At 44.2% G+C, this 20,445-nt stretch carries 12 protein-coding genes and 1 pseudogene; 6 read left to right on the top strand and 7 right to left on the bottom strand.

What is annotated here, in order from left to right:
- Positions 1–453 precede the first annotated feature (453 nt).
- Genes AK966_RS01110 through AK966_RS01100 form a run of 3 tightly spaced genes read left to right on the top strand, consistent with a single transcriptional unit; the run spans position 454 to position 10,890 of the window.
- The gene (locus AK966_RS01110) at positions 454–3,483 is read left to right on the top strand and encodes a hypothetical protein (protein ID WP_119463385.1); all 3,030 of its coding nucleotides are present in this window, start codon (positions 454–456) and stop codon (positions 3,481–3,483) included.
- Positions 3,431–8,884, top strand: a complete 5,454-nt coding sequence (locus tag AK966_RS01105; RefSeq protein WP_119463384.1) for a DEAD/DEAH box helicase — start codon at positions 3,431–3,433, stop codon at positions 8,882–8,884. Before AK966_RS01110 ends, AK966_RS01105 begins: the two co-directional genes overlap by 53 nt.
- Complete coding sequence (locus AK966_RS01100) at positions 8,881–10,890, top strand: AAA family ATPase (protein ID WP_119463383.1); 2,010 nt, start codon at positions 8,881–8,883, stop codon at positions 10,888–10,890. Before AK966_RS01105 ends, AK966_RS01100 begins: the two co-directional genes overlap by 4 nt.
- Positions 10,891–11,319: 429 nt before the next feature.
- On the opposite strand, the gene AK966_RS01095 is transcribed toward AK966_RS01100, so the two are convergent.
- Both AK966_RS01095 and AK966_RS01090 read right to left on the bottom strand, forming a co-directional pair.
- Positions 11,320–12,003 carry a hypothetical protein gene (locus tag AK966_RS01095; protein WP_119463382.1) on the bottom strand — a complete coding sequence of 228 codons (684 nt, stop codon included), beginning with the start codon at positions 12,001–12,003 and terminating at the stop codon, positions 11,320–11,322.
- Between the two features lie 10 nt (positions 12,004–12,013).
- Positions 12,014–13,462: an MvaI/BcnI family restriction endonuclease gene (locus AK966_RS01090; protein WP_119463381.1), complete on the bottom strand. Its 1,449-nt coding sequence runs from the start codon at positions 13,460–13,462 to the stop codon at positions 12,014–12,016.
- Between the two features lie 413 nt (positions 13,463–13,875).
- Between AK966_RS01090 and AK966_RS01085 the strand changes: the two genes are divergently transcribed.
- Positions 13,876–15,453, top strand: coding sequence for a DNA cytosine methyltransferase (locus AK966_RS01085; RefSeq protein WP_119463380.1), 1,578 nt, complete (start codon positions 13,876–13,878; stop codon positions 15,451–15,453).
- A gap of 162 nt (positions 15,454–15,615) precedes the next feature.
- On the opposite strand, the pseudogene AK966_RS01080 reads toward AK966_RS01085, so the two are convergent.
- Positions 15,616–15,918: pseudogene (locus AK966_RS01080) on the bottom strand (integrase core domain-containing protein); the annotation flags it as partial.
- Positions 15,919–16,076: 158 nt separating this feature from the next.
- Here AK966_RS01080 and AK966_RS20385 point away from each other — a divergent pair.
- Positions 16,077–16,211 carry a hypothetical protein gene (locus AK966_RS20385; RefSeq protein WP_409119913.1) on the top strand — a complete coding sequence of 45 codons (135 nt, stop codon included), beginning with the start codon at positions 16,077–16,079 and terminating at the stop codon, positions 16,209–16,211.
- 82 nt (positions 16,212–16,293) lie between these two features.
- Here the strand turns inward: AK966_RS20385 and AK966_RS01070 are convergent, their stop codons facing one another.
- The 4 genes from AK966_RS01070 to AK966_RS01055 all read right to left on the bottom strand — a co-directional run bounded on the left by AK966_RS01070 (position 16,294) and on the right by AK966_RS01055 (position 19,114).
- Positions 16,294–16,833 (bottom strand): redoxin domain-containing protein, encoded by a 540-nt coding sequence (locus AK966_RS01070; RefSeq protein ID WP_119463379.1) that lies wholly within the window; start codon positions 16,831–16,833, stop codon positions 16,294–16,296.
- Positions 16,834–17,120: 287 nt separating this feature from the next.
- Positions 17,121–17,387, bottom strand: coding sequence for an IS6 family transposase (locus AK966_RS20035; protein ID WP_119463378.1), 267 nt, complete (start codon positions 17,385–17,387; stop codon positions 17,121–17,123).
- A gap of 69 nt (positions 17,388–17,456) precedes the next feature.
- Positions 17,457–18,227, bottom strand: coding sequence for a tRNA isopentenyl-2-thiomethyl-A-37 hydroxylase MiaE (gene miaE, locus AK966_RS01060; protein ID WP_099080523.1), 771 nt, complete (start codon positions 18,225–18,227; stop codon positions 17,457–17,459).
- A 122-nt stretch (positions 18,228–18,349) separates the two neighbouring features.
- Positions 18,350–19,114, bottom strand: coding sequence for a DNA repair protein (locus tag AK966_RS01055; RefSeq protein WP_119463377.1), 765 nt, complete (start codon positions 19,112–19,114; stop codon positions 18,350–18,352).
- A 344-nt stretch (positions 19,115–19,458) separates the two neighbouring features.
- Between AK966_RS01055 and cysB the strand changes: the two genes are divergently transcribed.
- Complete coding sequence (gene cysB / locus AK966_RS01050) at positions 19,459–20,433, top strand: HTH-type transcriptional regulator CysB (RefSeq protein WP_119463376.1); 975 nt, start codon at positions 19,459–19,461, stop codon at positions 20,431–20,433.
- Positions 20,434–20,445 lie beyond the last annotated feature (12 nt).

Here is a 20,445-nt window from a genome sequence, read left to right as displayed (position 1 = left end):
ATCAAATTTAATTCACTTCCGTGTGAGTTTTTTATTTCTCAGTAGGCAATTCATTCCGTAGATGCAGGCTACAAAAATTCGCTCAATCGTTGTGTTGTTCAAATGGATACACCTCAGCTACACATACTTTATTTGATGCTACAGTGTTGAATGGCTTATCCCTTGCGCATTGGTAGTTTGGATCTGAATTTAACAGAGCGGTATGTTGTCCCAGTGGCTCTGAATACGAGATAAATAGTTAGACATATTTGGTCTCGAGGACATGGAAATAAGTATTTCATGAGTTCAGAGATTACTTGATGTAGTTCCACTGGATTAAGCGCCGCAATCTAGCTCAGGAGCAAGGATACTGTATGGTATGCCAATCGAACCATATTTTTGAAGGTGAACACAGTGGCATATGACATTAGGTGCTATTATTTATAATTTAGTACAGTGCCAGAAGGGATTCCTATGCACTCGGAAGGATTTGAAAATTACCTACGCCTTAATCAGGCTGTAAACACAGTTTTTTTTGATGGCAAGTCCAAAGACAGCCCAGTGTATCTTGACCTAGAAGATGCACAAAGACAGCAGCTATGCGAATTATTGGGTTGTGATAAAGACAAAATTGATGCTTATATAGGGTCCGTCGTTTACGACAGTTTATGCTGGATATGTAACGATATCTATGCCCCACACCTTTCCGAATTACGCCAATGGGAAACGGATAAGGAAAATCCCCCTCCATTTTCTGGTTTGCTCCTCGGCTTAGCTTTGGCAGCAGAACACATGAAGCGAGATGGCCACTATTCATCAACAAATTACTACCAAAGGCTATTCGAACTATTCTCCGTAACTGATCAAACACGCCAGAACAGACTCCGAAGTTGTGCGAAAACTACTCTTTATTTCTGGAAGGCACTGAATAATTGGCTAACTGAAAATGACTATGAATATGGCATCCCGACAGCTAGGCAGGTCAACGCGTGGAAATTCGTCAGCTATTCAGTATCACAGTCGCTCATAAGGGAAGCTGAACGCGAACAGCTTCGTTTTATGTTTGAAGATATGGGAGTATTGAACCATGAAGGGCTGAGTATCAATGATGTGGTGTTGTACCTCCACCAATGGATGGCAACTAGCGCCCCTTCAAGCTGGCTTAAAAAAATATGGGAACAAGAAGATTTACGAGATAGGGTAGCGAATGCTGCTCTGCTTGAGTTAAGTTCATATGATGGTATCTCTAGGTCATCCACCCAGAATGGTGCCTGTAAGCAACTCTACTGGGTTGCTGTTAAAAATCGGTTCCCAAAGAGAGGAATACGAATTTACCTTACAGCTGGTCACTCCTCACAGGGTGCAGTTGAAGTTATAGAACCGGCCGACACCGGTGGTCAAAAAACATTCTCAGACGGCAACAATGATTACAATTTGAAATTATTGGAAGGTACCGACCTTGCCTATCTAGAGCCAATAGAAAGCCTGAACCTCGACGGGATTCTGAGCACTCCATTTAAGTTAAGGGTGGCCAATAATAATTTGCTCTTCAGCAATACCCCCAGACCAATCATACCCCTGGCGAGGACCGACGCGGGTTCCTACTTCAAGGAGGTAGCAAAGGTTACGATGTACACTGAGCACATGCTCATATGCCATGATAATTGGAAAGGCAATGTAGAGAGCTTTTTAAAAAAGCATGCCCAAGAGGGTTACTCTATAGTCAATACGCATGGACAGCTACCAGACAACTGGTGTTGCTTTGAAGGTGTGGTGCTGCGTAAATCTTCTCCTTCTGACGTTAACAATAATCTACAGTGTCTGGTACCTATAACTATGGGGGACACGATTCAGCTAAAAGGAGGAGTCTGGTTACACCATAATATTTGGCATACTAATTCACCACCGCAAGTTATAGCTTCTACGCCAGATGGGTTGCTTGGTGTTGAGTTGAGAAAGCATAGTCTTGGTCCTAAAGATGAGGTTGTTGGTAGCAATATTGAAAACCCGCAAGAAATAAATTTTCTGGAAAGACAAAGTGCAGCGATCGGTTCTTCATCGAACATGACTCTCGTGGCAATTAGTGAAGGCAAAGCTGTTTTCGAGCGAAACATAGCGTTCCGGACTGCAGATAAACCACGAAAGTTCTCTATAGATTCAGTAATTGAGTATCGCTATGTAGACCGGGACAAACATTACTGGGAGGGGAATGGTGTGGAAACTGCAGGCCAATCAGAAACTAGCCCAATAATGAGGGGTTTTTGGACGTTAGGTGTACCGGCAAGAAAAAGCATAGAGGTAAGTTGTGGTTTACATGAAATAAACTGCTTCGGAGAGGAGGAACCTCAAGAGGTAACTTATGACTTGCAGGAAAACCAAGGCTTAAAGGAATCTTGCATCTTGCGAGGTTATCACTACTGGGACTGCGAAGCTGTGAAAACGCCTGAGGACAGGTTTAAGGATTTAAGGTTCATGCAATGCCGTTCTTGTGGTAGCAAGGCTTTTGTAAAGAAACCTCGAATGAACAGGATAAGGAACAGGAAATACCAGAGGCACCAGTGGAAAGCGGATGTGAAACCATTGGTACCTGAATCCTCCCCACCGAGACTAGAGCAATTTATCAATATCAATACTATCGTTGATGCGCTCTGTTATCTTGGCGCCGGGACATGGAGTGCTTTTGAAAAGGTTACTTCGGGATTTGTATGCGATCCTCTCCATACATACCAACTGGCACATAACCTATCAGATTTAGGTTACATAGATATTTTAACCGAGCCGGCAACCAATAGGATTAGGCGGTGGTCTGTTGCACCCGCGACACTAGTTATTACCGAAAACGGTCTTTCATTCCTGTCGGGCTTTAGGTGCAACACATTAATCGATTCATTGAAAGAAGCTCTTTCCGAATTTGAGTTTCTCAAGTGCAAACAAACAGATGGCCCTGATTTGTTGGGCTGGCAGCTTAATACATTAGACACTGACTACCTTGAATCACTTATACAGCACATCAGTACACCTCATGGACAACCAGTATACGTAAGATGTTTTCCTGCTTACGATATCGCAGCTTCCTTGCCAACGATGAGAGCTTTGTGCAGGGATGCCAGGGATATATCAGTTCATGATGACGGAAAGGTAGAGAAATTCGATCCCAAAACAAACCGTTGGAAAATAAGCGGCTTGGTAGGGGCCGGAGCATATAGGACAGCTTATAAGGGGCGTACATATTTTTACGTGGATAGCGATGGAAGTGCTAAATCGTTACCATTCGAAGCTGCCAAGTATCTGTCGGCATCCTCTGCAAACCTTAAATTGATTGGTTATGACCCCCACAAGACGGAATTCCAATGCCTGATTGGTTGCCAACCTCCCTCTTTGTATCGGCGGGCTCTGGTTGCCTGCTCGGGTTTACTACCCGAGAAGGCAGGTGGGGAACTAATTTATACCAATGTACCTAAATCTGTCGCAGGTACCCTTCTGCAAAAATTATACGGAAAATAACATGATCCAAACCGACCCATTGGATATCGTCTCCTACGTAAGCGAGGCATACCACAAATACTATGACACTGCTTTCTGGATGCGCGATGAATCATTGATGCGGGAACGCCGAGAATTGCTTGAAACTCCAGGGCTTACGGTTCAGGACTTGCTTCTTGAACCGGTTTTCTCCTATCCCTCAGCTGTTGAAATATCAGCTGCCATCAAAGAACTTGGGCTGGATTATGAGGTTGCAAAAATACTGGCAAAAATAGTCTTTGGCCAAGATCCTAGTTTTAAGCTCAGGCTACATCAAAAACAGTCACTAGTGAGCTCTCTGGCTCCCAATAATGCTTCCAAAAGGAATGTTGTTGTCACATCAGGAACAGGGTCGGGAAAAACAGAAAGTTTCCTATTGCCAATACTAACCAGATTGGTTGCAGAAGCACTTGATAAACCAGCATCAAGCCCTAATCCTTGGTGGAAATCGGACTGGGGCAAGGAGAAAAAGTGGAAGGGTGTCAGGAATAATAAGAGGGCGCAAAGGAAACCAGCAGTCAGGGCGTTGTTGCTTTATCCAACCAATGCACTGGTAGAGGATCAAGTTTCCCGTATTAGGCAGGCAGCAATAAGGGGGAGTGAAAACCAGGGGTTCCCTTTATTCTATTTTGGTCGATACACAGGGGCTACACCAGGCGGAATGTACTACCCTCCAACTGAGTTAAAGCGAAAAGACCAGGCACGCATAGAAGATACGGCGAAAGAACTCCTTAAAATAGATAGGGAAGCTCAGGTTTTAAGCGATAAGGAGATTAGTCTCCGTAGCCAGTTTCCGAATCCAAGCTGTGGTGAAATGTTAACTCGCTGGGATATGATTGAAACCCCTCCAGATATACTCATTACTAACGTTTCAATGCTGAACGTTATGTTAATGAGGAATCTTGAAGACCCTATCTTCGAACAAACAAAGGAATGGTTAGCAGAGTCAGAAGACCATCACTTTTCTCTAATCATTGATGAACTACATAGTTACCGGGGAACTCAAGGTTCAGAAGTAGCTCTGGTAATCCGTAGTTTATTAAACAGATTGGGATTAACCCCAGATTCGCCACAACTGCGCTGTCTGGGGACAAGTGCATCGCTTGATGGTGAAGAGGGCCTTTCTTTTCTTGAGCAGTTCTTTGGTGTCAGCAAAGAGACCTTTGCCATTTTCGGGGGCGAACCCCGCCAACCTCTGGCTAACTTGCCACTAGAACAGGAAAGCGTATTAGGACTAGCTGAAAGTGTTATCGCTGGAAACAACAAGGTAACGGAGAAGTTCATAGACAAGTTTTCCCCCAGAGATTCATTAGGAGCAGCTTGCATAGCAGCAGGCAAGCAGGAAGATGGTAGGGTCATTCCTGTAAAGCTAAGGGATATCGGGGATGTTTTATTTGGGAAGGGTTACGACGAGACAGCCCTGAAAGCCATGCTCATTGCCGCAGACTCCGAAAAGCAAAAGTCATATGAAGAGCCCCAGCCGGCATTCCGGGCACACATGTTCCTACGACAGGTACAGGGCATGTGGGCTTGTTCCAACCCTGAATGTGACCAAGTAGAAGGCCAGTACCAGTACCCGGGGCGGAAGATCGGTAAGTTGTTTAAGCACCCGGCATTGAAGTGTGGGTGCGGTGGGCAGGTGTTAGAACTGCTATATTGCAATGACTGCGGCGAAGCTTATTTGGGTGGCTATGTCACTTCCCCACTCGAAGAGGCCAATATGGAGGAGGGGTACTTCCTTGAGTCAGGGCAGTCTGAACTCTCAGGAACACAGCCCCAACTTGTCTTCCAAAGGCAATATGGGAAATACATGTGGTATTGGCCCAAAGCCGAGGCCGGCGGAATTGGTAATTGGGGCCATAAGGATACAACGTTCCGTTTTGTAAATGCCATATTTGACCCCAAGCTTGGGTACCTAAGCCAAGCCATTGGAGAAACCCCTACCGGGACTATGTATACATACTCAGTTCCAAATAGAAATAATTCAAATCAGATCGCAGCCTTACCGGAAAAGTGCCCATGCTGCATGGCCACACGTTTTCAGGGCGAACTTAAAGACTTTTTCTCATCAAATGTAAATTCGCCCATCCGGGGGCTGAGAACTGGTCTAAACGTCACTACGCAGCTTATTGCCGACCGTTCGGTTGCCCACTTAGGTGAAGATGGGAAGGCTGCCCAGATGATCTCTTTTACCGATAGCCGGGATGACGCAGCGGACGTAGCCGCTGGCCTAGAACTAAACCATTACCGCGACGTCGTTAGGCAGGTGCTCTTTCAGACCCTAACTAAAAATAGCTCTTTTACCATAGAGAAGGTCATTGAATTTTTCGGCCGCCTCAATGACCTCAACGACGAAGAAAAAAAATATATCGATGAATTGAAGAAGACTCACCCGGACGTTTATGTCGCCTTCAAGATGAAAGCCCTCGGAATTACCGGTGAAGAAGAAGAAGCGGAACTTTGTAGCTATGAACGGGATCACCTGCAAAGTGGCGTATTGCCATGGCCGGCTCTTGTAGCAAGGGTCGAAAATGCTCTGGTTGCCATTGGAGTGAATCCTGCAGGTACCAAAGTGAAACTGCAAACCGAAAACGGTGTTCCTTGGTGGCGGTTTTATACCCCTCCGCAGGCTAACTTATGGGAAGAGGTTCCACCGGAAACTGCTGTTGATTTCAAGCGTGTTTTAAAAAGCGAACTAACAAGGGAGCTCATCAATGCGGTCTTTGACGGCGGACGACGAGGCCTCGAATCTATGGGAATTGCCTATGCCGTACCAGATATCCCGGAGAGAGCTCTTAGCCCAATTGCTCCGGACAAAGCAATTGAAGTAGCATCCAACATTATCCGCCTGCTAGGGCAAAAACGCTATTTCGAAGGAGAACGGACCCGGAATGGGGAAACTGCGCCCAGAGTAATCCTCGACTATCTAGAGAAAATTTCTCCGTCTGTAGGGTCCACTGCCAAAGAGCTGGCAGACAAATTTGGGCAAGCATTCAGGAGGCAGAAAATTATTAACAGCAACTGGCTGTTAATGAGCAGTACTAACGCCAACCTACCGATACGGTTGCACCTTTGTGACAGCAATAACCGTCTAAGGCAATGCAGTAAGTGCTCAACGGTTAGCTTTAACCAACCGTACGATGCCTGTATTACCGCAAGCTGCGACTCCCGGCAATTTATAGAAACCCAAGGAATTGAAGACAACTATTATCGTTGGGTAGCAAAAGAACAGGCACACCGCCTTCGGGTGGAAGAATTAACCGGGCAAACCAAGCCTCTAGAAGAGCAACGGCGGCGGCAAAGACATTTCAAAAAGGCTTTGGTAGAAAAAGAGTGTGAGCTGACGCAGGCCATCGATGTATTAAGCGTTACTACCACCATGGAAGTTGGCGTAGATATCGGCTCACTGAAGATTGTAATGATGGCAAATATGCCTCCCCAACGATTCAACTACCAACAACGGGTTGGCCGTGCCGGGCGAGCAGGGCAGGCATTCTCTTATGCAATGACCTTGTGTAAGGGTAACTCTCACGATGATTACTATTTCAACCACCCAGAGAGGATTACTGGAGATACACCGCCCCAGCCATACCTAGACCTGCGGAGAATTGAAATTATCGAACGAGTTGCTGCAGCAGAAGTGTTACGCCGAGCATTCAGGAAACTTGAAGAAGACGCACCAACCTCAAGTGCAGCGAGCACTCATGGGGCTTTCGGTTTAACGGACGAGTGGGAGACGCGTTACCGAGAGCGGATCGGCCGCTGGCTTAATACCTCTGAGGAAATAGAGGAGGTCTGCGAAAGTTTAACAAGCTATACCCTTCTTTCTGATGACGAGAAGCAGGCACTCGCCAGCTATTGCCGGCACGGTCTATGCGAACGTGTTTCCACTATTGTCAGTGATAGCAGCTTTATCCAGGATGAGCTCAGTGAACGACTGGCCACGGCAGGAGTACTGCCAATGTTTGGCTTCCCTACAAGAGTTAGGGCATTGTATAGCGGCTACCCAAAAGACTATTCCAATGCCTCGATAAGCGACCGGCCAATTGACCATGCCGTTTGGTCTTTTTCCCCTGGAGCTGAACTTCCCAAGGATAAGCAAATATATACCGCCGTTGGTTTTGGCTTGCTTAAAGAAACATACAAAGGGTTTGCCTGGGATCCAGAACCTCTGGGCAAACCCCTGATTTTCAGCAAATGTGCAGACCCGGACTGCGGCTCAATAGCAATGGGGATACACGAAGAATGCGGGGTTTGCTCGCTGCCTACCGAAGAATTTAAGCTGTTTCAGCCAAAAGGTTTTGTCAGCTCTAGTAACCCACAGGACTATTCGGGGCAGAGGCAACCGGGGCCTGCTATTTCCCCACCGAAATTGGCATTCCAGCCCACCTTTGAAGGAAACGTTTCTGTTGGTGCGATGAAGGTCGCCCTGACTAACCATAAGCCAATCAGTTTAATTAATGATAACCGTGGAAAGATGTTTGAATTCTTTAATTCTCACGGCAAGGCAATCGTCAAGGACGATAGCCTATACAGGAACGCCGAGAATATCCGCGACCTGAATGTCACCGGTGTACCATTCGAAACCGGCGCTATCGGTGCCGTTTTCAAGACCGACGTGCTCAGCATGTTAATTGATGGTGCTAAGGGGGTGGGCAACAACGGCACCCTAGATATAGAGCAACATTCAACCAGAACGGCAATTGCCTCATTTGCCCAGTTCCTGAGGATGGCAGCAGCAACCTACCTAGATATAGATCCCTCGGAACTTAGGGTTGGTAGGCAAACATATCAGGTAGCACACTGCAAAACCGAGTTAGTTTTCCTCGCAGATACGCTCGAAAATGGCGCTGGGTATGCAAACCGGCTCTACGACACACGCAGGCTAAAAGAGGCCCTACACACATACTACTGCACGGTGAAGGACAAGTGGGAAGGTACCTCGCATTCAGACTGCGATCAATCCTGCCCTGACTGTTTGCGGAATTATGGTAACCGAATGGAGCACCACCTATTAGACTGGCGACTGGCTCTGGACATGGCGGAGCTCGTTTTAGGTATTCCTCTGGATCAGGAGCGCTGGCTGGCCCTAGCTAACCATATAGGGAAAAACTTTGTTGACCTTTGTCTGGGGGTGGATTTACCAGCTGAACTGGTTCCTTGCGGAGAATTATATGCAATTACAACTGGCAATTCGCAAGCTTATGTCTTGTGCCATCCCCTTTGGCACCACAGAGAAGGGTTAGCGACAGAAAGACAAATAGAAGCCAAGTTAGAGCTCAAGACCCTGTATGGTGACGGTATAACGGTCAAGTTCGTGGATATCAGGGAGTTTGCCCAGCGCCCGGCACGTTATCTGGCCGCAATTGGAGAGCTTGAATGATAGAAATTATTGGAGAAAGTGGGACAAGCGAATACGAAGCCGCTATTGCGATCGCTAATGCTTTAAAGGAACAGTTTACTGGTATTGATAAAACACCAGCATCTGAAGAGTTGGTCAAAATTATCGCCAGTGCGAAGTTGTCTGGATACTGTGTATCTGATATCGATGTGGTTGTTTGCGCCCACTTTAGAGACAAGCGGTATTTCAAGCCTACCCGTTTGCTTAAAGACAAAAATGGTAAAAGGATCGATAAACCAGTAAAGGTCGAGAATCTGGTCCTAGCGGTCGAGGTAAAAGACCATGACGAGTCTAAAGTAGCATTCAATGGAGATAATATACTAGTTTCATACACCAGAGGAGCGAAGCAAGGGCAGAAAAGCGCAACAGACCAGAATATCAAGCAACTCCACGCCCTATCGGGCTATTTCAAGGACCATGGCCATGAAACTTTTGTACACAGATGTCTATTTATGCGTGGCTTGCACAGGATAAGGATTCCAGGTGCCATAGGATGTAGTTTTGATGGAAAAGATTTCTTGAGTGCTGTTGCGGCAGCCACCCAGCTAATGCACATTGGCCAAAACTATGTATTACGTTCCGTTACCAATGAAACGACATTAAAGCAAATTCAAAATTCGCCCCTGTTCAACCTAGTCGTCCCGAGCGCGCTCGACCGGCGCAGGATGGACCTTATTACGACCACTACCAAGGAAAGCTCCAGCCTTTTCAGTGAACTAGGCAATAAAATGGTTTGCTTAAGGGGGCACGGAGGCACTGGCAAAACTATCATGTTCTTGCAAGCAGCCTGGAAGGCATTCAATGAGGAAGGGAAACGTTCTGTTGTACTGACATATAACCATGCACTTGCGGCAGATATACGGCGGCTCCTGACGCTCCTCCGCATCCCTACAGACCCGGATCAAGGTGGGGTTGTCGTAAGTACGGTAATGTCTTTCATATACAGGTGGCTTACCAAATTCGAAGTCATCGACCAAACAGAGGATGATTTCTTAGACAATTATGGGATACACTGCTCCACGGCATTGGATATGTTGACGGGCAAAGCTATCACTGAAGAGGATATCGATGCAGTCCGAAACAGTGATGACGACACGTTCGATTTTGACCTGATTTTCATTGACGAAGCTCAAGATTGGCCACAAGCAGAAGTTGAACTTGTCAAACAGTTATATGGTTCGACAAACTTTTGCATAGCTGATGGCATTGATCAGATGATCCGAGGCGAACGGCCAGAATGGAGTAGGGGTGTCCCCAAGGAAGCTCGTAAACTCCTCCCACTCAAAAAATGCCTGCGGATGAAGCGTAACTTATCGGTTTTCATCAACGCTATTGCAAATGCCAACAGGCTACCGTGGCAAGTTGAGCCCAATAACCTTGCTGGCGGGGGAAAAGTGAAGCTATTGCTAACCCCGTATGCAAACAACATGGCCTTGCACCAAAACTTGCTCGACTCTGCAAAGCACAGTGGCAATGATGAAATTGATTTCTTGTTTTGCGTCCCGCCTTCAATGGTAAAGGAGGTAGGGGGAAGGAAAGTAAGCCGGATCAGCGAAGTTTTTTCCGAACAAGGTTTTCAGGTATGGGACGGTGTCGACGGTACATTGCGGAAAGATTTTCCCAGACAGAAGCGGCAGTTCAGGGTTGTTCAGTATGCGAGCACAAGGGGTCTAGAAGGTTGGACTGTCATCCTCGACGGACTTGATGAGTATTGGGAGTACTGTTTCCAAAGGAGAAAGGGGCAAGGGTTGACCTCAGGCCAAGAATTGGCGTTCGAGGAAATTGATGAAGTAGCTGAACTATATGCTTGGCAACAAGTAGTTATACCGTTGACTCGTCCTATCGATACATTGGTCGTAACTCTTTATAACGAACAATCCTACTTCTCGAAAAAGTTACTGGAAATCTCTCATGGACTATCAGAGTTTGTTGACACCATAAATGGCAAGCCTCGGCAACATTGTTGCCCTAGTCGTGTATTTGAATAAAGTTGTGATAGTTGCCAGATTAACAGTGGGCCTATTCACTTCGGCCCACCTTAACTCCCGGTGTCCCAATGAATCTTTTAATGCTCCTCCACAAAACTGAACCCTGCCTTATTTAGATGTTATGGTAAAATTAATATATGACTTCGCTAAAGCATTTAAGATTAGTTTCGATCCATGACAGAGAAAGACACTTTTAGAGAAGCTACCGGAAGTTCTGGTTAAACGGGTAAACAAAAATTCAAATTTGTCATCAAGGAATGCCCAAGAAGAGATTAACTACTTAGAACGGATGAGCGTTTAATCATTTTTTAAAGGTTATGTAGAGAGGGATTTGTATATATCTGTTAGAGTTAAGATGTTAGGTTTAATAAATAAAGCTACCTATTAACCTAAACAAGAAAAAAGCGGCATTATGCCGCTTTTTTACCCTCAATACCCTACAGGAAAAATTATGTCCTTAATCTCTTTCCTAGCTAATTGTGCTTTCATTTTGTTGATTTGATAAACATTCACAGCCACCTCTTGAGATGGTAGTTCCCTAAGCCCTTTAAAAATCTCAATGGTTTCTTTAATCGGTATTAATTGCCACATTTCTACGTTTAAGCAATCAGTCCAAAATCCTGTACCGTTACGGTCATCTTGCTCTTCTGCCAGAAATTTTATGCCGACTCTGTCAATCTCATCATAAATCATACAACCTAAAATGTAGGCTGTATGAAAGCGCCTAATATCACGTGAATAATCATCTTTATTTCTCTCTAGAGAGATGAAAAGAAAGTAATCTGACTTCTGATGAGTGTGGTTATACACAGGAACGCTGCAGTCATAATTGATTCGAGGCCTGAACCTTCTGTCTTTGGTTTTCACATCAAAGCTTTTACCATTTTTAAGCTTATAGTCGTGTGTTTTTTTCTCTAGCTGGGCTGTAAACTCAATACCATTCTGGCGCATCCAATATTCTGCGATCACTTCTCCAAGGCACCCTACCTTGTTCGCTTCCTCTTTGCGATGTGACTTTTCATAAATTGGGTTGTCAATCGCGCGTTGTCTGGCTTCTTCGTACACTGACGCTGGAATGTTTGTTACTCGGGTATAGGTAGTATTACGCTTCATGATCAACTCCTTATACCAATGAATAAACAACAGATTCAGGGAATAGTAGGTCCAGGTTGCTCTTATGAATTTTGAACAACGGCCCTTTCTCACTCACTCTGTTGGTTTTACCATTTCTCTTAATTAAGTGGTCCATGGTAATAACACCAGATTGAATCAATGGCATTAACTGACTGATAATCGGAGACTTTGTATGGGTGACTTTCACTAATTGAAAATGCTCAACACCATCAATGACTTCACTCTTAGCTTCTACCCAGAATGTTTCGGCATGTTTTTCTTTCAATCGGCTACGTAGCAGTTTGCCCGGCCACACAGCCACTAAATCCGTTTTTTTATACCACTCCTGCAATTCATCTTTCGCTTGGTCGTATATGAAGCTCAACCCTTGCTGGTTGTCTTGTTTCGTTGAAATGGTGCAGTATAGCTTGAAGTCATCGTCACGCTCATAACCATACTTGTTCAGAATTTCTGCGCTTTTCTTGCAAGGACTGAGTTCCCAATCAGCTACCTGAGCAAAAAGTGTTGTTCGGGTTTTAACACCTCGCCCAGACTTGATTTCAATCCCTTTGTAGTCAGGGAGCTTACTTGAGTTAGCGGTAATTCCGAGGTTGGTTTCTAATGTATAACCAACTGCCGTGTCACCTTTACGTTGCGCTGGATAAGGTGCCTTTGCTAGTTTTTTCAATAGCGCAAGCAACTCCATTGCCGTATCTGTTGGGCCAACTCTTAAACTCGAAATGAACTGAGTTACGAAGGAGGTTTCTTTCGTCAGTGAAATTTCAATATCAATCTCGCTGAGATTTAAAAGATGTGGATGACCATCTTTAATTACGATAGCGACTTGGTCTCCAGGTTTAGCAAAACTAGGTAACCCTCTAAACCACATTCTTGGATCACCATTTTTTGTTTTAGGTCGATATAAGCTTGCTTTCGAAGGGGTAAGTGCACTGTCAGAGACGAAATAAGCTTTTTGCACCACTTTATGTTCTGGGCCTTGGCCTTGCTCCCAATAGAAGTGGAAGTTTTCAATCTCAAAGTGAGTTCTTACAGGTTGCGTCGCATCAAGAATGGATTTGTTTAAGCCTGTCATTGTTGGCTCGAAAATAGAGAATTCCACACCAACTTTTGTTAACTGCTTTTTGTTAGCAGATACTCGCTTTTTTACTTCAAATGAAAGGTCATCCTCACGTTCGCTATCGAGGATTTCATAGTCATCTTCACTCATCTCTACATCTTCGTATTCAACGAATGTCGTTGAAGGTGATGGAATAGAAATTTGTGCTTGTTGATTAGCGGTTGCTTCTTTTAGGTAGGCTTTCCAGTTTTCAAAACCATGCTCTTTAGCTACGATATCCAGCGCTTCAGCATGCTTGATTCCAAGTTTCTTTTTTTTATCTTTGGCGTCTTTTTTTGCTGTTTTAACAGAAATTAGTGACTTTTGGGGTGTAGTCTTCATTGGGTAGATCCCGAGCTATGTTTATCTGTGTAAATAAAACAATTACGGGACGCTTAGGCGTTTTACTTCGAGGCTCCCCTTGTAGCCCAAATCGATAGCATCGTTTGCGACACGGGCATTTGGAGGACACAGAGAGAAAACCACCTATACACATGTCTAGGTAGATGAATCACAATGAGGGGAGTTATTAGAGTTTGTCTCAACTGCAAATAACACCAACATACATGTTGATTTATCTACAGAGAGGACCAGACAAGGTCTTTACTTATGCGGTTAGCTACTCTCGATAGCCTTTAACGAAAGGTACAATACATTGATAATATGTGTCAACGCTCTTATAGAAAATAGTCCTGGACATTTGACGTCTGATTGAATAGAATCGCTTTTACAATTTTTAAGGACTGGTTTTTCTTGTGAATCATATAGAGCTATTTTCTGGCTGTGGTGGCTTATCTCTTGGGCTAGAGCACAGTGGTTTCGAATTAACAATGGCCAACGAGCTTTCTCCAATGGCTGCCGAATCTTTCGCTTATAACTTCTTTGGAGAAGATTTAGAGCAGCAAGCTCAAAATGAAGAGCTTCCAAGAAATGTTCTTTGGTTAAACAGTAACTTCGCTGATCTGAAATCTAGATTAAGAGAGAACCCTTTTACTTTCCCACCTATCGATAGAAAGAAATATAGTGACCTGCCTAAAGATAGTGCAGAGTTGGAAGGTAAACTTGTCGTCGGCAGTATCGTAGAGTTAAATCGTCTAATGGACGACGATTCAGCGCTGGTTGCCAACCTCAAGAGTGGATTTGACGCAGAAGGTGGACTTGATTTAGTTTCTGGAGGGCCACCTTGTCAAAGTTTTAGTATGGCGGGATTACGTAGACGTGATTGTGATAAAAACACTCTACCTTGGGAGTTCGCTAAATTTGTACAGCACACTCAACCTAAAATCGCGATGCTAGAGAACGTGACAGGCATCTTAAGAGCTTTCAAAGATGATGATGGCAATAGCTTTCATGCTTGGTATGAAGTAGCTAAAGTATTTGCTTCTATTGGCTACATTCCTTTATGCCTTCACGTTAATGCTAAGTTAGTTGGAATACCTCAAAACCGACCTCGTTTTATAATGATTGCGGTGCGTTTTGACCACTATCAAAATATTGCGACTCGCTTCGAAACTGGAAGCGCTAATGAACAACTATTCGCTCCTTCGCTAAATTTTTATAACTTAGTTGAAGAAAAAGGTAGTGCGTTGGAGTTTGGACATCTGAACTATTTTGATGCGACGAAAGCACAACATATTCATCTGTTTAGAGAATCATTCCTCGCGCCACTAGTAAACGCTGAATCTGTCACTGTTCGTGAAGCTTTGGATGACTTAAAGAAAAATAATCCAGCAGAACAATCACAGTTCATCAGAACACTAAACGATACATTTTTCCGTCTTCCTCTGCGTAATTCTTTAGCAAACCACGATTTGCGAAGCAATGGTGAAGTTGTTCGCAGACGTTTTCGCTTATATCAAATCTTACAAAGCATTGATGATCGCTCAGTAACTAAAGCTATTTTCTCTGTTCTTAAGGGGGATGCAACAGAGCTTCCAGAAAGTGTGTGGGAAACATGTCGCGATTACAGATTTCGTCAAACAAATGGGCAATTGGAACAATTTGAATCTGTTCAGCAATTTATAGACTATCTCAAAGCACATCCGACTAAAAAGCAGACACAAAAAGCCTTGGTAGCTAATGCCCAAGCACCAGCTGCGTTATCGATACCAGACGACGCTTGCCACTATGATGAGAATGAACTTCGAGTATTAACTGTTCGTGAGATGGCAAGATTACAATCATTTCCTGATAACTTTGTATTCCGCTCAAAAGTTACTACTGGTGGTCAAATGCGTAAATTTGAGGTACCTCAATATACTCAGGTTGGTAATGCTGTTCCCCCTTTGCTTGGCTTAGCTCTTGGTAATTGCATACAAACATTACTTGTCTAGTTTTACTTTTTTAGGAGGGATTTTCCCTCCTAATCATTTCTCCCTAACTTACCTCTATTCCCTTCTCAATACGCCCCAATTAAAGCAATTCCAAAACAAACATTGTGCACATGTCGCCACAAACGAACGGCATCTGCGAACGCTTCTGTAACCCTCCCTGTTTTAGTGGCACTCTAAATTAGAGTTTTTCCTGCTTTCGTGTCTTGCTAAATATTCCCAGGGAGTCAGATCATCCAGTGAGTCATGAGGCCGTTCATCGTTGTATTCCCTCATCCAGTTTTCTGTCAGATCTCGGACTTCACTCAGTGTTTTAAACACGTACATATCCAGTACTTCTGTCCGATAAGTTCGGTTAAAGCGCTCAATATATGAGTTCTCTGTCGGCTTGCCTGGCCGAATGAATTCGAGCTGTACGTTATTTTCGTCCGCCCACTCAGCCAGAGTTGTTGAGATAAATTCGGGGCCATAAGAATATAGTTGCTTAAAAAGATTAGCAAATACCGCTAACTATTAAGAAGTTACCCTATGAATACGATGTGATTTTTTTCGGTAGTTAACAGTTTTATGTCACGTGCAAGCAAGAAGATGGCGACCAGCGTTTAAAAGAACTAGAAAGTGAAAAAATGGTAATACATTGTGTGCTCAATGGAAAACCACTGGTAGTCAGTAACGACCTCACCGAGTTTGGGCACAGTGCGTTAACGATTCTTGATGAGTTGAGAAAATGGTCTGAAAGCAACAATGTCCAGCTTAAATAGTGTGAGCAACATCCATCAATTCCCCTCTGTAACGTAACAAGGCAACCAAAACGGTTGCCTTGTTGTCTTTCGAACTGGAGGTTCAGTAGTCTAGCGTGCCACGGATAGGGTAGTGGTTCTCTGGGTTACGAATCCATGCCAAACCTCGGGTCAGTGCACCGAGTTCTGGTCTTACAAATGGGTTATTGGATAGATCAACCACGTGTAAGTTGCCGTGTTCATTGACGACAAACAACCCCGGCTCTGCAAAGTTATGGTCGGTTTCGGCTTCAGAGCGTGGTAGAGAAATATAAAGCCCTAACGTCTTCATTTGTTGCTCAGTAAGACCATAGGCGATTGGAAAGCTGATATCGAGTTTTTCCAGATGCTGCTCTAATTGCTGTTTTGAATCGCCAGAGACCGCCAAAATATCAACGCCTGAATCACTAAATGCTTGTTTATAGTTCTCAACTTCATTCAGATATTTAGTGCAGAGTGGGCAATGCTTACCACGATAGACAAACACCGCTTGCCATGTTGCATCACCTTGAGGCTGGCCTAGCTTGACTTTGCTTCCATCCAGCTTTGTTGCCTCTAATGTAGGGAACGTGTCACCCGCTTTGAGTTTTTGTGAGTATGTCATCTCGGCTCCTAGGATTGAAGTCACAACTGATTAGAAAAAAGATAGGATACTAAAAAACAAGTTGCAACCAGTATGCTTTTAGTAACCTAGCTTTGTAATCAAATACTTTTTCACTGAGAGAGAAGAAGGGTTTTGCACAATTTAAAGGTGCTTTGAACAAGCTTAACCAAGGCATCTCGGCATTGAATTTGGCATCGCTCTTGGTCATGCGTTCAAGCCGCTTATCCAGTCTACTTGTGATAAATAGTGTGAAACCGTTACATGATTAGAACAAAAGCCAAAACCTACTAGTCTTCATTCGCCTGAGCCATTAACTCAGTTAAGATCAGTTGGTAACCTTCTACTGGATGTCCGCTAGAAACATAATGTTCTCTGTTGAAAATCACCGTTGGCACACTAGATACGCCCATTAATTTAGTAACCCACCAGTGAATGGTGGTATGGCCCACCATCACTCCGTGCTCAAGTTGTATCTCTTCAATCTCTCGATATCTGAGCTTGTAAGCGAGATAGTAACGAATAGCTTCAGAGGGAAAATGGCAGCCTTTAAACATTAAAATACAGACTGTTAGTGAGTTTTGGACGAAATCTAACCTAAATCACCGTTATTTTCGATAGTTCCCTTAAATCGGAATGCCGCTATGGAACTTGAAATCATGGTCTGGCGTGGCGATCAGATCCGCCTCTATGCGGCCAAAATAAGCCACCCGTTCGCTGATGTCTTTCCCTGCGATTTGCTCTGCCAGAATCAAGTAGTCTTGGTAGTGACGGGCTTCTGAACGCAGCAACGAAACATAGAACTTGGCGATGTCTTCATCCATATGTGGTGCAAGCTTCGCAAAGCGCTCACAAGAACGCGCTTCAATATACGCACCGATGATGAGCTTATCGATTAAGGTGTCTGGCTCATGGGTTTTCATGTGCGAGATTAATCCCTTCGCATAGCGACTTGCTGGGATGTTTTTGTATTCTACGCCGCGACTATCCATGATTTCTAATACTTGGTAAAAATGGTGCAACTCTTCTTTTATCAGCAATACCATTTTATCAATCAGATCTTGGCTGTATGGTGAATCTGATTTGGCGATGATGGCCTTGGAAATATTGCTCTTACCTTTTAATGTCTCTAGCGATCCTGTTTTACGGTAAGCAAAGTCTTCGTATGGTTTGAACCAATCGAGTAGGGTGTGTGAGCTGGCTTTGTCGACTGCGTACTTACGGATTAAGAACATGGCGGACTGGCCCGCTTTGAGTTCACACAGTAGGTGGTCTAATAAAATGGTTTGAAGGTTTTCAGGCTTCTTTGCTTCCTCAACCCATTCATCTGGGGTGCTGCATTGCAAAAATCGGTTAATTGGAGCAAGAAGATCCTGATAGGCATCGAGATTAATCATTTTTATTTCTGGTACTTTACATTATAAATGGGTTTATCCAACTCAGGTCTTAGACTGAAAGAAAAGTAGGATAGAAAAAAGGCTGCAAAAGCAGCCTTTTCATCGGAAACTAGTGGAGGATATTACCACTTTTTCTTTTCGCCGAAGAGCACATCCATATCATTGTCACGTTCTTTATCGACAATCTGCTGCTTTTCCGCATCGCTTTTATCTTGGCGTTTTTTGTCTAAATCGCCTAGCAGTTCTTCAAGCTTTTGTTTTGCTTTAATTGAGTAAGCGTCACTCTTGGTGCTTAGCGCATCAATCCCTTTTCGGAGCAATTGCAGAGCCGTACCAGGTTGGCCGCGAGCGATTGAGTCATTAGCCCGCTTAATCACGTTCTCAATGTTGATGCGAATTTGTATGGTTTCTAGGCGTGCATTTTCAGTAACGTAAGTCTGCGTATCAAGGCGACCTTTATTGTGTTCATTACGGATAGTGTCTCGCAAGCGCTTAACCAACTTAAGCATTACGATGGCTTGTTTATCACTACTTGGTAATTTGAAAGTGGTACTTTCTCCGCCTTGGTCATTATCCTGAAGTTGCTCAATTTGTTGTTTCATATTGCTCACGCGCTGAACCAATTGTTTATTCCTTGGGTCGAGATCTCGCATGTTTTCTAGCGCGTCTAAAATGCGGTTATTGAGACACAGCAGTAGCTCCTTGCTAAAAGGAATATGGTGGGCGTGACTAATAAGTTCTTCAGTACCGTCAATCAGTGCTACATAGCGAGCGGATTCCTGTCGTTTCGCGGTCTCTACTTTTACCTTGTGCTGCAACATAATATTATAGCCAAGGATCAAAACCAATAGGATGGCTACCAAAGCGATTATTAAACCAATATTCATATCTTTGTGTCTGCTTGTTACTTTACGGCTAGCGTTGAAGAATACATGATTCTTATCATGCTCGGCACCATATTTATTTGATTATTTAGTCTTAAACACGTTTTGTTGCGCAAAGAGCGAAAAAAGGTCACCAGATTGATGCAAACGGATGACCAAAAGGCGCATATGTGGTTAATGAGCTCGTCCAATAGCATTGAGCTATAAGTTAGAAATTACTGTTCATTTAGTTTCGAAAACGTTATAACTTATCATTATATCGGTGAGTGTTTTGATGTGTGTTGTTGTACACCTAACTTCACGGTAAATATGACGTTTTATCTCGACAACATGAGTAAGGGATTACGATGAAGCTGCAACAACTGAAGTATATCGTTGAGGTTGTAAATCATAACTTGAATGTATCGGCCACGGCAGAAAGTCTTTATACGTCCCAACCAGGGATCAGTAAGCAAGTTCGCTTGCTAGAAGATGAGTTAGGCATTCAAGTTTTTGAGCGAAGTGGCAAGCACTTAACTCAGGTAACGCCTGCAGGTGAAGAGATTATACGAATCTCTCAAGAGGTCCTGGCACGAGTGGAAAGCATTAAAGCAGTAGCGGGAGAGCATACTCATCCAGAGATGGGGACGCTGAATATTTCTACCACGCATACTCAAGCGCGTTATGCTCTGCCAGATGTGATTAAGGGTTTTACAGTGCGTTACCCGAAAGTGTCTCTGCATATGCATCAAGGTACACCATCACAAATGTCTGAAGCGATTGCAAAGGGCACGGCCAATTTTGCCATTGCGACAGAAGCTCTCCACCTTTATCAAGATGCAATCATGCTGCCTTGTTATCACTGGAATCGTTCCATCGTGGTACCAAAAGATCATCCGTTAGCGAAAAAGGATACGATAACGATTCATGATTTGGCGGGCTATTCGTTAGTGACATATGTCTTCGGTTTTACTGGCCGATCTGAGCTAGATACGGCGTTTAATCGTGAAGGGCTAACACCACGCGTGGTATTCACGGCGACCGATGCTGATGTGATAAAAACATACGTTCGTATGGGTATTGGTGTTGGCGTGATTGCGAGCATGGCGGTCGATGAAGAGCAAGATAGCGATTTGGTTGCAATCGATGCAAGCCACTTGTTCGGTGCAAGTACAACCAGTATTGGCTTCCGCCGAGGCACTTTCCTTCGCTCTTACATGTTCGATTTTATGGAACGTTTTGCGCCGCACCTAACTCGCCCTGTGGTAGAGCAAGCGATCTCGTTAAAGTCCAACTCTGAAATTGAAGAGATGTTTAAAGACATCGAGCTGCCAGTCAGATAACGCTTCATTCAT

Source organism: Vibrio sp. PID23_8 (assembly GCF_003584965.1).
GTDB lineage: Bacteria > Pseudomonadota > Gammaproteobacteria > Enterobacterales > Vibrionaceae > Vibrio.
Note: the sequence above shows the minus strand (reverse complement) of the source record. Positions and strands in the feature narration are given on the sequence as shown.

Bases quoted from the DNA above. Each gene is read 5' to 3' on its own strand.
- AK966_RS20035 (WP_119463378.1), bottom strand. From the start codon at position 17,387: ATGTTTAAAGGCTGCCATTTTCCCTCTGAAGCTATTCGTTACTATCTC.
- AK966_RS01070 (WP_119463379.1), bottom strand. From the start codon at position 16,833: ATGACATACTCACAAAAACTCAAAGCGGGTGACACGTTCCCTACATTA.
- AK966_RS01110 (WP_119463385.1), top strand. From the start codon at position 454: ATGCACTCGGAAGGATTTGAAAATTACCTACGCCTTAATCAGGCTGTA.
- cysB (WP_119463376.1), top strand. From the start codon at position 19,459: ATGAAGCTGCAACAACTGAAGTATATCGTTGAGGTTGTAAATCATAAC.
- AK966_RS01095 (WP_119463382.1), bottom strand. From the start codon at position 12,003: ATGAAGCGTAATACTACCTATACCCGAGTAACAAACATTCCAGCGTCA.
- AK966_RS01105 (WP_119463384.1), top strand. From the start codon at position 3,431: ATGTACCTAAATCTGTCGCAGGTACCCTTCTGCAAAAATTATACGGAA.
- AK966_RS01055 (WP_119463377.1), bottom strand. From the start codon at position 19,114: ATGAATATTGGTTTAATAATCGCTTTGGTAGCCATCCTATTGGTTTTG.
- AK966_RS01090 (WP_119463381.1), bottom strand. From the start codon at position 13,462: ATGAAGACTACACCCCAAAAGTCACTAATTTCTGTTAAAACAGCAAAA.
- AK966_RS01100 (WP_119463383.1), top strand. From the start codon at position 8,881: ATGATAGAAATTATTGGAGAAAGTGGGACAAGCGAATACGAAGCCGCT.
- miaE (WP_099080523.1), bottom strand. From the start codon at position 18,227: ATGATTAATCTCGATGCCTATCAGGATCTTCTTGCTCCAATTAACCGA.
- AK966_RS20385 (WP_409119913.1), top strand. From the start codon at position 16,077: ATGGTAATACATTGTGTGCTCAATGGAAAACCACTGGTAGTCAGTAAC.